Annotated in this window: 11 protein-coding genes; 4 read left to right on the forward strand and 7 right to left on the reverse strand. The window is 38.3% G+C overall.

All coding sequences use genetic code 11. The annotated features are described in order from the left end of the window. Positions 1–29: 29 nt before the first annotated feature. From C1721_RS02455 to C1721_RS02475, 5 genes are all read right to left on the reverse strand, one after another. Entirely contained in the window at positions 30–1,211 is a 1,182-nt protein-coding gene (locus C1721_RS02455; RefSeq protein ID WP_102406869.1) for a 6-bladed beta-propeller, read from the reverse strand. 170 nt (positions 1,212–1,381) lie between these two features. After that, positions 1,382–3,070, reverse strand: coding sequence for a helix-turn-helix transcriptional regulator (locus C1721_RS02460; protein WP_102406871.1), 1,689 nt, complete (start codon positions 3,068–3,070; stop codon positions 1,382–1,384). Positions 3,071–3,087: 17 nt separating this feature from the next. After that, complete coding sequence (locus tag C1721_RS02465) at positions 3,088–5,247, reverse strand: S46 family peptidase (protein WP_102409200.1); 2,160 nt, start codon at positions 5,245–5,247, stop codon at positions 3,088–3,090. Positions 5,248–5,265: 18 nt separating this feature from the next. Continuing rightward, entirely contained in the window at positions 5,266–5,742 is a 477-nt protein-coding gene (locus C1721_RS02470; protein ID WP_102406873.1) for a CYTH domain-containing protein, read from the reverse strand. Beyond that, positions 5,742–6,794 carry a DUF2027 domain-containing protein gene (locus C1721_RS02475; protein WP_102406875.1) on the reverse strand — a complete coding sequence of 351 codons (1,053 nt, stop codon included), beginning with the start codon at positions 6,792–6,794 and terminating at the stop codon, positions 5,742–5,744. The genes C1721_RS02470 and C1721_RS02475 overlap by 1 nt, the downstream gene beginning before the upstream one ends. A 62-nt stretch (positions 6,795–6,856) precedes the next feature. Between C1721_RS02475 and C1721_RS02480 the strand changes: the two genes are divergently transcribed. Beyond that, the gene (locus C1721_RS02480; protein ID WP_102406877.1) at positions 6,857–8,080 is read left to right on the forward strand and encodes an S-adenosylmethionine:tRNA ribosyltransferase-isomerase; all 1,224 of its coding nucleotides are present in this window, start codon (positions 6,857–6,859) and stop codon (positions 8,078–8,080) included. 99 nt (positions 8,081–8,179) lie between these two features. Further along, positions 8,180–10,159: a PorE family type IX secretion system protein gene (gene porE / locus C1721_RS02485; RefSeq protein ID WP_102406879.1), complete on the forward strand. Its 1,980-nt coding sequence runs from the start codon at positions 8,180–8,182 to the stop codon at positions 10,157–10,159. 10 nt (positions 10,160–10,169) lie between these two features. Here porE and C1721_RS02490 read toward each other — a convergent pair whose 3' ends face one another. After that, positions 10,170–10,520, reverse strand: coding sequence for a hypothetical protein (locus tag C1721_RS02490; RefSeq protein ID WP_102406881.1), 351 nt, complete (start codon positions 10,518–10,520; stop codon positions 10,170–10,172). 489 nt (positions 10,521–11,009) lie between these two features. Further along, the gene (locus C1721_RS02495; RefSeq protein ID WP_102406883.1) at positions 11,010–12,140 is read right to left on the reverse strand and encodes an aldose epimerase family protein; all 1,131 of its coding nucleotides are present in this window, start codon (positions 12,138–12,140) and stop codon (positions 11,010–11,012) included. A 113-nt stretch (positions 12,141–12,253) separates the two neighbouring features. Between C1721_RS02495 and C1721_RS02500 the strand changes: the two genes are divergently transcribed. Both C1721_RS02500 and C1721_RS02505 read left to right on the forward strand, forming a co-directional pair. Beyond that, complete coding sequence (locus tag C1721_RS02500) at positions 12,254–13,048, forward strand: thymidylate synthase (RefSeq protein ID WP_102406885.1); 795 nt, start codon at positions 12,254–12,256, stop codon at positions 13,046–13,048. Between the two features lie 55 nt (positions 13,049–13,103). Beyond that, complete coding sequence (locus tag C1721_RS02505) at positions 13,104–13,598, forward strand: dihydrofolate reductase (RefSeq protein WP_102406887.1); 495 nt, start codon at positions 13,104–13,106, stop codon at positions 13,596–13,598. Positions 13,599–13,723 lie beyond the last annotated feature (125 nt).

The following is a 13,723-nucleotide window of genomic DNA, read 5'->3' on the forward strand; positions in this document are numbered from 1 at the left end:
CTCTTTTTTATCATAATACGTTCTTCTCTTTATCCTATTTTAAAGAAAAGAACCCAATCATTAGCTTCTTCTTCTATTTTGTATGGATCTATTCCATTCAAGAAAGGATATTTCTCTAAATAACGATCATCAGATTGTTTCAAATCTTCAATAATTTCTTTTAATGTAAAGACATTTACCAATTTATAAAATTCACCATTTTTTTGATCGTAACCATCAGGAGCATAGTAACTCCCCAGAATTGTAGCATATGGACCTTTAAAATCTTTATTAATCAGACATTTTCCATTATTCCGATTACAATACACCACGACTTTGGGGGTAAATAAAGGCGGATTGAATATAATCCAATTGTCTGTTACTATCAAATTATCAAAATTGAGAACAGCTTCGCTTTTCTCCCTTATTTTAGCATACCTTAAACATACTTCTTCTGTAGTTCCTTCGAAAAAATTCTTAGGCATATTCATATTACCAAAATCAAACGTTGCCAAAGTTGTGATACTATCTTTAAACAAATAAATATTTGTATCGAAATATTTAGAAACATATACGCCATCCTTGTAACTTCCAATCGTACGAAAATTGCTTTGTAATAAATAAAAATCAAGCAGAACTTTCGGAGTGGGGAAATACTCTGAGATAAGTTGCCCATTCATATCATAAATCATCAGTTGATGATCACTCAGATATGTACGAACTTGTACTATTTTATCGTCCGAACCTACATAAAATTGATCTCCTCCATTTTGGGGAGGCACAATGGTTTTTAAATAATTGCCATCAAAATCATAGACTTGAATCTTTGCCTCATTGCTGACGTAAATATAAGTTTCAGATATAAATACATCTCTTAAAAAAGCATATTCTTCCGGGCCTTGGCCAACTCTATCTATCTTATTAATAAATTTTCCTTGTCGATCGTATCGTAAAATTACTTTTTGCGATTTATCTACAACAAATATAAAATCATCCACTACATACAAATCTGAAGCACTACCTTTAAACAATATGCTATCCATTGTATCCAACGAAACTAATCGAGCTTCTATATTTGCCATAGTTTTCTTTAATAATTCAGGATCTGAATTACCCTTAATATCTACGACAAAATGTTGAGGCTTATCGTTACCGTTTTTATTTTGACTCGTTGTACATGACAACAATAAACTGAAACAAAATAAAATAATTAAGCAAAATAGATTTTTCATAACTATGTTTTTTTATAAAGTAAATCGTTTGAGTAAAAGTAACCTAAAACCTGCATTGGATCGATTTATATGAAGGAGTAATTAAAGTGCAGACAAATTCATAACATTCCAGTTTTCAACAACTTAAAACGTCATCTTTTCTCAAAAGTTTATATCAGGTATTTTTATATTTATATGTTGTCAGGAAAGGAGGATACAACCGAAGAGGCCTCCCCGGAATATTCAATAAAGGAAACTATATCATCTTTTTCATTCATGCCTAACGCATGCCGGATATTAGTCTTGCGCTGGTAGATTGTGCGGACACTCTGCTGTGTCACAACACTGATCTCTTTGGTTGAGAAACCGGCACGAAGCAGACAACAAAGCTGTAGTTCTTTTTCCGACAAACGCCCAGCGGCCAGCACTTTCAACCGGGTATAAAAATTATCGTATACAGTATCGACAATAGGATACAAATCTTTCCAGACAAGCAATGACTCCGTCGGAATTTCATCATTGGCAATACTTGCCATTTGCTGCAGAAGCTCCTTATTCTGCTCTGTCGGTGAAGTGGCGACCAAACGGATAATGCCCAATTGCTGGAGCAAAACTTTCTTGAAGAAACGACTGTCCGGTATGGAAGATTGATCATCTTTAATGTCTTTACGACCAATCGTTGTTTCCCATAGTAACTGGCGCAAAGCATCAAGTGCTTCCTCCGTCGCTAAAAGTTTTTCCCGACGGTTCCGAATATAAAAGATGGAAATACTAGCTGCTACTGTAAAAACAAATAATAAGGCAAGAAGAAGCATCAACATTTGTTGCCGCTTCGATTCCACCCGTTGATTGTTTTGCTCCAATTTATTTTGCATAAAGAGACGTTCTTTCTCATCGCGAATCAACTCTATAGCAGCAAGAGAAGTAGAGTCTACAAATTGTGCCAGGTCACGTATGTCAAAAGAATCTCCATTTTTAGCTTGCCAATAAGCACGACGCGCTTTCGTCATCACATTGCGGGTAATATACCAGGGATTTTTATCAATCATATCCCCGTTTTCCATCAAAGAGAGATAATACTCAACAGAATCCTTTTGTCCCAATCCCATCCATATCCCTAAAGCAGTATTGGTATATTTTCCCGGATACCTTTGTTGTAACAAATGATAGATTTCCAATGCTTTTTGGGGATTTGTTCTAGCAAGCTCATCTATATAGTTACGCAAATAATGCCCCGCACCAGGCCTTTCCATATGTCTGGCAATCTCAGCAGCCTGAGCCAGATAATATAAAGAAGAATCTTCGCATCCCATCCGACCATAATTCAATCCTAACATGTACCATGCATCCGCTTTTCTAACTGTATCGACTGCTTCCCACCTCCTACAAGCATCTATCACTTCAGGATATCTCCTTTCTCCATAATAATAATAGACCTGCATTTCATAAGCATTGGACATTTTCGTTTGATCCCCAAGCCGTTCAGCTTCGGCAACAGCATCTTGCAGAAAATTCTCTTTTGCCTTTTTATCCCTCGCTTGCCAATGGGCAAAACGGCAGGCATAATACAAAAGATCGTAACGGTTATGATCTTTATAGTATTGTACGGAATAGGAGATCAACGAATCGTTAATAGTACTTCGTCGTGTTTGAAGATGACTTAATGTCAGCAAATACCAGTAATCCGCCTTATCGCTATCGGTTAAAGAAGCTGGTATGATCTTGTTTTCCAGTAACCAAGCTGCACTGTCGGGTTGTACATATACCAGTTTGAAGACATCGTCAATCACCTGACGGCTGGATGGCTTATTGCAACTAAGAAGCAACCATGTAGCCGCCAGAAATATACATATAAACAATCGCGTAGTCTTCACAATCATACCAGCTTCTTCTATTTTTACTCTACCAAATCCATTTCGTTTAACAGATAGCTCGCATTAGCATATTTATCCATAATAAAAAGAACATACCGGATATCCACAATAATACTACGCTGATAATCCGGCAAGTATTGAATATCTCCGCCAACGCCTTCCCAATTTCGATCAAAATTGATACCGATCAGTTCTCCCTGTGCATTCAACACCGGACTGCCGGAATTACCGCCGGTTGTGTGTGTAGTCGCACTAAAAGCAACCGGCATTTTTCCATCCGCCATTCCGTAACGGCCAAAGTCTTTTATGTTATACAATTCTTTCAGACGGGCAGGGACAACAAACTCCCAGTTTGTCGAATCTTCTTTCTCCATCACACCATCCAAAGTCGTTTGGCAACCATAATAATCACAATCACGAGGACTATAGCCCTTCACCTGTCCATAAGTAAGACGCAACGTAAAATTGGCATCCGGGAAATTAGCTTTATCCTTATACATAGCAAGCAATCCCTTTACATATGTACGATGTGCCAGATTGTAACTATCATCAAAATCTTTCAATGCTTCAGTCAACACCGCCTTTTCTTTCTGAATCGATTTCGCAAAAAGAATCATAGGATCTTCTTCTAACGCTTTTACTGACGGATGTGCTTTGAAATTATTAAAATTAGATTCACTACCGAATATAGATTTTTCAAAAATAAAATCCACAAACCGGTCCACATTACCTTTGAATTTCTTATCAATAATGGAAAAATAATCAGGCTGGGCTTTGGGAGCAACCAGACGACGATATTCTTTCAGCATTACTTTGGCTATCTTTTTATCCACTTCCGGCGAATAATTCTTATCAGCAAAACGCAAATAGGCTCTTTCCAGGAGCAACAATTGCTTTTGTTGTTCTGCACGGTCTTTACCATTCAAAGCGTCACACATTTGTTTAACATCAGTTGGAACCCCTGAAAACTCTATTCCGCGCACCAACGCCTCATCAAGCATCCAACGACGAAAACGTAAATCTTTCCGATCGGAAACAATTTGTTCCAACGTTAACAAAGCTTCCGGATAAGCAGATTCATTATTAAGATTTGACCATTCTATCAAACGGTCTTGTTCTTCTCTTTTTACCTGTTCAAAATTACGTTTGTTTATCGCCCAATTGCTACCGATCGCATTCTTATACGCATTGGCTGAACTTGCATATTTACTGGAATATTGAATACGAATTTCCGGATTCTTTAGCATCTCATCCAACATCACCTGTTGACGAAGATTACGAATATTAATACGTACATCATTATCTATATCACGGCGTTCGGCCACTTCCCAAGAGGTATAATATTTGTTTGTACGTCCGGGAAATCCCATCATCATCGCAAAATCATTTTCTTGCACGCCTTTTAGCGAAATCTTAAACCATCGTTTCGGGCGAAGAGGTACATTCGTCTCCGAATAAGGAGCCGGATTTCCATTTGCATCGGCATAGACACGGAACACTGAAAAATCGCCCGTATGCCGCGGCCACATCCAATTATCAGTATCTGCACCAAATTTACCAATAGACGAAGGAGGTGTACCTACCAAACGAACATCCGAATAGATTTTCTTAGTGAACATATAATACTTGTTGCCACCATAAAAAGCTTTTATCTCTACTTCCATTCCCGGATTATCCTGCAAAAATTTCTCTCCTGCTTTTTCTTTGGCCAAGCCATTCAAATACTTAGGAGACAAGAAATTCATGCTAGTAGGGTCGGTATCCATTTCTAAATTTTTCAGCACATAATCAGTTACATCTTCAATTTTATCAATAAAAGTAACGGTAAGTCCCGGATTAGGTAACTCCTGATCACGGGTAGCCGCCCAAAAACCGTCTGTCAGATAATCATGTTCCAATGTGCTATGTTGTTGGATACTTCCATACCCACAATGATGGTTGGTAAGCAAAAGACCATCCGGCGAAACAATTTCTCCCGTACAACCACCTCCAAAAATAACAACCGCATCTTTTAATGAGGCTGAGTCCGGGCTATAAATATCATAATCCTGTAACTTCAATCCCAGTTCTTTCATTTCCGGGAATTTCTGTTGCTTTAATAGCGGAAGCAACCACATCCCTTCATCAGCTACCACAGGAAGTGAAAAAGCAACAGCTATTATCAAAAAGAATACTTTTTTCATCATAATATGTATCATTGTTTAGTTATTATCCCATTGTGTATATGGATGCTTGATAAGCATTGAATTATAATAACGGCGATCACCACTAACCTCCTGTCCCAGCCAATCCGGTTTTTCAAAGGGTTCATCTTCGGACGTCAATTCAATTTCAGCTATAACAAGCCCTTCATTAGCACCATGAAACACATCCACTTCCCATGTGTGTTCTCCTGCTTTAATTAAATGACGTATTTTATCAATAACACCCGGCTCACAAAGAGTCAATAATTGTTCGGCATCTTTCAACGGTATTTTCTGTTCAAACTCATAACGGCTCAGCCCTTTTTCATCAGAAGCTCCTTTAATTGTCAGGAAGCCCTCTTCCCCTCTGATGCGCACACGGACCGTACGTCCCGGCAGAGAACAGATATACCCCTGCACAATACGCTGAGAGCTGTAAATCTCCTTACTAAAATCGCCAGCTACAAGAAACTTCCGTTCAATCTCCGTTGCCATTATTTTATAGTTACCATTGTAGCTCCAAAACCGTATTCACGAAAAGAAGCATCCTGATAATAATATTGTTTATAACGGGTTTTCAACTCCTTTTCTATTGACTTACGAAGAACGCCGTCGCCTTTACCGTGTATAAAAACAATTTTTTGTCCTTTATGATTAGCATATTGAGCTAATACTTCATGGAATTTTTCAAGTTGATAGTTCAACATATCCGCATTACTCAATCCGTTCGTATTATCCAATAGTTCGTGAATGTGCAAATCTATTTCCAGCACGGAACTATTATTTTCTTTCTTTTTCAGGATCGTTTGCGGAGTACGACGATCGTCACGTACTTTCTGCTGCATAGCCTCCTGCAATTCGGTTGCTGATACAAGAAGTTCTTTTTCCGGCAAGTCAGCACGTATTATCGGGTACAAAAGAGCATCGTCTTCAAAATAGTCATTTTCCATAAAACAATGCAACTTATAGAATTTAACAATATCTAGCCGAAGCTCTACAGACGCAGCATTTTTTAAAGAATAAGGTTTATCTTTCTTGAAAGCGATGAGCTGTACACAAAGGCGTTCCAAATCATTCAGATCATGCTTTCCGAATTCTTCCATAAATATTTTGGTATTCGGTTCAATCAATCCATTATAACGGCTTATCCAGCTATTATTTAAACGGCTCATATAATTAACGAATAGAAAATAGTTACTATCATTCACAAAGTAGGCTTCATAGCCTGTTTGCTGGATAGATTTCGGATCTACCGGCAAATAAGCCAAATAAAGATTCAAGCGCTCGCCTTCCGGTGTTTCTTTTATTTTTTCTTCCGGTTCCGGTTTGGATACTGGTACATCTACCGGCACTTGAACCTTGGGCTTATTAGAACTATGCACCTGCATATTTCCTTCACCTACAACCACCACTTCCCGAATAAGAGCAGGAACTTCAAACCCGTCCTCGTCTTCCACCAATATCTGATCTTTACCTCTAAAGCAACGGACAATTCCTCCTCCTACACTATTCAGAAAACGTACTTTATCACCGATTTTAATACTCATATCTTTTACCTATTGTTTATTATGTGGACAAAGTTCATTAATTTTGCGCAGATATTAAAGCAATGACAACAAAAACTCAACATATACGCATCGAAGATTACAATTATTCGCTGCCAGACGAGCGAATCGCTAAATTCCCGTTAGCAAAGCGGGATGAGTCCAAACTCCTGCTATACCGCAACGGTGAAGTTAGCGAAAGCATCTTCAAACACATTACAGATTACTTGCCTCAAGGTTCTTTGATGGTATTTAACAATACCCGTGTAATACAAGCACGACTTCTATTCCAGAAAGAAACAGGAGCCAAAATAGAAATATTTTGTTTGGAACCGGTAGAACCGCATGATTATGCCTTAGTATTCCAACAAACAGAACGTTGTAGCTGGACTTGCCTGGTCGGTAATCTAAAGAAATGGAAAGAAGGGATTCTTAGCAAGACCGTTATTATCAACGAAACTTCAATAAGGTTGAATGCAGAGAAAAAACATACGTGTGGAGATAGCCATCTGATTGAATTTACATGGGATAACCCTTCTTACACTTTTGCAGAGTTGCTGGATGCCACCGGAGTATTACCAATCCCGCCTTATTTGCATAGAGAAACGGAAAAAAGCGATTTGCAGACATATCAAACGGTTTATTCCAAAATAAAAGGCTCCGTTGCTGCTCCGACTGCCGGATTACATTTCACGCCGGAAGTCCTGGCAGATATTGACGCACACGGTATCGGCCGTGAAGAAGTAACATTACACGTAGGCGCCGGGACTTTTAAACCGGTTAAAAGTGATACAATAGAAGGGCATGAAATGCACACGGAATTCATATCCGTACATCGTAATTCCATTGAAAAGATAAAGAATAATTCAGGTAAAATAATAGCAGTAGGAACAACCTCCGTCAGAACGATAGAAAGCCTGTATTATATGGGTGTTACCTTAGCTAACAATCCGGAAGCAACATCCGACGAACTTATCGTCAAACAATGGATGCCTTACGAAATGGACAACAACCGTTTATCACCGGAAGAGGCTTTGCAGAATATACTGGATTATCTTGACAAACACCAAGCGGATAAGCTGGTTACCGCAACCCAAATCATCATCGCTCCAGGTTATGAGTTCAAGCTTGTAAAAGGAATTGTCACTAATTTCCATCAACCGAAAAGCACATTGCTCCTGTTAATCTCCGCATTCGTGAAAGGAAACTGGAAATTGATCTATGATTACGCATTGAAACATGATTTCCGTTTTTTAAGTTACGGGGATAGTTCGCTACTATTTCCCTAAATCAAGGGAAACTATTGAGTTTCACACCAGAACTTTTCATTGGAATACAATAACATATCCCAGCATCCGTTATATTTGCACAGTTATTGACAAATTTAGATGAAACAGCATTTCACAACCTACATATTTTTGCTATTGGCAGCATCTTTTTTTTACTCTTGTAAATCGGCTAAACTAAGTGATGCGGAAGAAAAGCAACGTATCGGCGAATATTTCGAAGCTGCCGGTATCTATCGTAAGGTATATACCAAGACATCTCCCCAAAAGAGAGATCTGCGAGGCTACATTGCCTATCGTATGGCTGATTGCAACCGCCTCATAAATAACACCCCGCGGGCAACCAGCGCATACATGAACGCTTTACGTTATAATTACCCCGACAGCACGGTTAACTTGCGTTTAGGACAGATGTTACAAAAAAGCGGAAAGTACGCTGATGCAGTCAAATATTACAGCGACTATTTAACAACTAATCCGGACAATATTCTTGCCCAAAACGGCATAAAAGGTTGTGAACTTGCCCCGGTATGGAAAAATAATCCTACACGTTATACAGTGAAAAGAATGGACAAATTTAATTCCCGTCGTGGAGAGTTCAGTCCAATGCTGGCAGGAGATAAATACGATCAACTTTATTTCACGTCTTCACGTACTAAAGACAAAGACGCGAAAATAAGTGCTATTACGGGACAAAACAACAATAATCTGTTCCTTGTAAAACAAGATGAAAAAGGAGCATGGTTAGCCCCGGTAGAACTTGAAGACGAAGTAAATACAGAATTTGACGAAGGTACTACTTCTTTTTCTCCTGACGGAAATACAATGTATTATACTTACTGTTCACAAGATCCGGAAGGACCTCGCACATCGGAAATCTATATATCCAGCCGAAGCAGTGCTAAATGGGGAAAAGGCACGCGTGCCACTATCGTAAAAGATTCGGTTACGGCACTTGGACATCCGGCAGTATCACCAGACGGGAAATATCTGTATTTTGTATCCGACGCCGTAGGAGGATTTGGAGGAAAAGATTTATTCCGTGCCCGTATCGCCGGTAATGATTTTGGACCAATGGAAAATCTCGGACCGGAAATAAACACACCCGGAGATGAAATGTTCCCTTATGTAAGAGACTCTGTCACCCTTTTCTTTGCCTCCAACGGACATCCAGGTATGGGCGGTTTGGATATATTTAAGGCAACATTAGACAGTACCGGGAAATGGAATATTGAAAATGTGGGTGCTCCTATTAATTCAATGGCTGACGATTTCGGCATTACTTTCGCAGGGAAAGAAGAAAAAGGTTTTTTCAGCTCCAACCGTAATGATGCACGTGGTTTCGACCATATTTATTCTTTTGAATTACCAACCATCACTATTTTCATAGAAGGCATTGTAAATGACGTAGATGAATATCCCATAGAAGATGCCACTATTCGTATTGTAGGAAAAGACGGACTGAATGTAAAAGTACCCGCCAAAAAGGATGGTTCATATAAAGTGGAACTGGAACGAGATATTCGCTATGTTATGATGGCAAGTGCACGAGGTTATTTGAATCAAAACTATGAACTGAGAACCAGTCCTGAAGAAAAGAATGAAACGTATATCGTAGACTTCTTCCTCTCTCCCATCAGCAAACCGGTCGTTATAGAAAATATATTTTATGATTTCGATAAAGCAACTCTCCGGCCTGAATCGAAGAAGGCTTTGGATGAAATGATTAAGATGTTAAATGACAATCCGAATGTTACTATCGAACTGGGTGCGCATACAGATCGCAAAGGAACGGAACAATATAATGAACGCCTGGCTCAACGTCGCGCCCAGTCTGTTGTTGATTATCTGATTGCCGGAGGTATAGCCAAAGACCGTCTGGAAGCAAAAGGGTATGGTAAAAGTGTCCCCAAAATTATCAACAAAAAAATGGCAAAACAATTCGAATTCCTAAAAGAAGGAGATGTCTTAACAGAGGAGTTTATCTCTGCCCTTCCACCTGAACAACAAGAAATAGCGGATCAAATAAATCGCAGAACAGAATTTAAGGTATTAAGAACAAATTATAATTTGTTCTTATAAGAGGAGCCTCTTATGATAAAGAACTGATTTCTGAAAACGAAATCGGCCAATCAATTGCGTTCATTAAAATACTGAAAGCTATACGTTGCCTAACTGTAATTCTTTCATTTTGTGAATAAAGATCATGCACAACCATACCTATAAGCATTTTCAATTGGTAGTGTATATCCCTAACAATAGCCAGACTTGACAATACAGTCATTCTGGAAGCAGCAAAATAATCTTCTTGTTTCAATTGGATTTTCTCACATAATACAAGGTAATGACATGAATTATCGACCGAAACATTACTACCTTCTTCCCCTACAACATCCAATAAAATACGACATACTGCAATACGTTGTTCATCTGTTAACTTCATAGAGCTTAGTAAAAGCCACCCAGTCCCTCGTTTGGCGAATTAGTAAATAAAAAAGCGTGGGAACTATTAATCTACTATTCGAAACTGAGGCATCGCCAAACACCCATCGGACAAATAATAAACAAAAGCCCCACGCCCTATATTATCATACATCGTAATGTATATAACAAAGGGGTGAGCGCTTATTGCCTATTATCTCTGTCCGACTTGAAACTTGGCGATTTTCAGTTCCAAAGATAATATCTTAAACGCTTTATCGTATTCTACTCAATAGACGCGGAAAATCAAAGATCCACATCTTATCAGAGAGGGCAAAGATAACGAAAAATAATGAAATCTATTTATTCATAAGAAATATCAAATACGTGAACAAAGAAATATTTACGACCTGTTCTACTTTATCTATATAAGTACAGCATTGTTTCTAACAAAAGATCCCGATGATTTCAAAAAATCATCGGGATCTTTTTAGTAAATCATCGGGATCATTTATTTATTCACTATAAATTTATAAATACAATGACTCATGTATTTTTCGCCCGGACGAAGTACAACACTTGGGAAAGAAGGCTGATTAGGGGAGTCAGGATAATGTTGTGTTTCCAAACAAAATGCTCCTCTGTGAAGATACAAAACGCCATGTTTTCCTTTGTCTTGTCCACTCATAAAATTACCTGTATAAAACTGTATGCCCGGTTCATTTGTATAAACTTCCAAACCGATACCACTTATCGGGCTGTAAGCCTTAGCAGCCAAAGTATTTATATCGCCATTCGTATTCAGTACCCAATTCATATCATATCCGCCACCTTTTACCAACTGGTCGAACGATTCGTTGATGTGGGCACCAATTGCCACTGGTTGTCGAAGATCTAACAGCGTATTTTCAACCGGGTCGATAACGGAAGTAGGAATCAACAGATCATCCACAGGTGTATATTTATCAGCATTAATCATTATTTCCTGATCCAGTATTTGTGAACCCGGAACACCCGATAAATTAAAATAACTATGATTTGTCAGATTTACGACAGTCGGTTTATCCGTTGTTGCTTCATATTTAATATCTACAGCATTATCATCGGTCAATGTATATGTTACTTTTATATCCAAATTACCCGGGAATCCGGCTTCTCCATCTTTAGAAACACGAGTAAGCTCCACAGACTGGCCATTGATTTGTTTAGCATCCCACATTACAGCATGATAACCTTCAGGACCTCCGTGCAAACAATGTCCGTTATCATTATGAGGTAATTCATATTCTACTCCATCCAATGTAAATTTACCTTGGGCAATGCGATTTCCGTAACGTCCTATCAAAGCACCGAAGTTGCCGTCTGAAGCAATATAGTCAGCAATGTTGTCATATCCTAAAACAACATCTGTCATTTTACCGTTCTTATCAGGGACCATCACAGAAACCAGACGACCTCCATAATTTGTCACACATGCTTCAGCGCCATTTTTGTTTTTCAGAACATATAAAGCAGTAGGTTTTCCATCTACTTCTGATATAAAATCAGATTGTTTTAATCCTGAAAGAGTAGTATCCTCTTTCTTCTCACTACATGACAATAACACACAAATTGCCATGACAGCCATACATAGTCTTTTCATTTTACTTAAGAATTAAAGTGATTTTCTTACATTTTATTATCTTACAAAGATATACTTTATTTGATAAATACAATACACTTTTGTACCTTTGCCAGCCAAAGATAACAGTAAGGATGAAACAATATTTGGCATTACTCGAGCGTGTGCTCGCCGAAGGAGCTAAGAAAGAAGACCGCACAGGAACTGGTACAATCAGCGTATTCGGTCATCAGATGCGCTTTAATATGGAAGAAGGTTTCCCGCTGCTTACAACAAAAAAATTACACTTGAAATCCATTATATATGAACTATTATGGTTCTTAAATGGAGATACCAATGTAAAATACCTGCAAGAACATGGTGTACGTATCTGGAACGAATGGGCTGATGCAAATGGAGACTTAGGACACATTTACGGATACCAATGGCGTTCATGGCCAGATTATAACGGAGGTTCTATAGATCAAATCAGTGAAGCTATTGAAACAATCAAACATAATCCGGATTCCCGTCGTATTATTGTAAGCGCATGGAATGTAGCAGATTTAAATAACATGAACCTTCCTCCATGCCATACATTCTTTCAATTTTATGTAGCAAACGGAAGGTTAAGTCTGCAACTATATCAACGCAGTGCCGATATTTTTTTAGGAGTTCCTTTCAACATAGCGTCATATGCATTGTTATTACAAATGGTAGCACAGGTAACCGGATTGAAAGCCGGCGATTTTGTTCACACGCTTGGAGATGCACATATCTACAGCAATCACATAGAACAAGTAAAATTGCAGTTAACGCGCAAGCCGAAATCATTACCTGAAATGGTAATTAATCCGGATGTAAAAAGTATCTTCGATTTCAAATATGAGGATTTTACATTGACAGGATATGACCCGCACCCACATATTAAAGGAGAAGTAGCCGTTTGACTAACGGTTATAAACAAGGATTAATTAGTCAACATATTATAAAATCGATAAGCTTATGAGTACAATTTCTATCATCGCAGCTATCGCAGACAACGGTGCAATCGGAAAAGACCAGCAACTGTTGTGTCATATGCCAGAAGACCTGAAACGTTTTAAAGAACTTACAACCGGTCATGCCGTCATTATGGGACGTAAGACTTTTGAATCTCTACCTCATCCGCTTCCAAACAGAAAAAATGTCGTATTAACAACCCTGCCCGAAGCCGGATTTGTTGATTGTTTTGCTTGCGAATCAATGGGTACAGCTTTAGATATTTGTGAAAAGGAAGATGAAATATTCATTATCGGCGGCGCATTAGTTTACAGACAAGCCCTTCGTATTGCAGATAAAATGTATATCACTCGTATTCATCACGAGTTTAAAGAAGCTACAACTTTCTTTCCTGTAGTTAATTGGGATTTATGGGAAGAAACAGACCGGCAGGAATTTCCGGCAGATTCCAAAAATCCTTATCCGTATACTTTTTTAACTTATACTCGTAAAAAGTAAACATTAACGTTCGTTTTACAACTTTTTGCTCTTTCTTTGTATCTATATATAATAGTAGAGAGTTATTAGTTAGTAGTAGATAGAAAGTCTTACTAACTTTTAACTACAATCATCAAAAACTAAAA

The sequence above is a fragment of the Parabacteroides bouchesdurhonensis genome, assembly GCF_900186615.1.
Taxonomy (GTDB): domain Bacteria; phylum Bacteroidota; class Bacteroidia; order Bacteroidales; family Tannerellaceae; genus Parabacteroides; species Parabacteroides bouchesdurhonensis.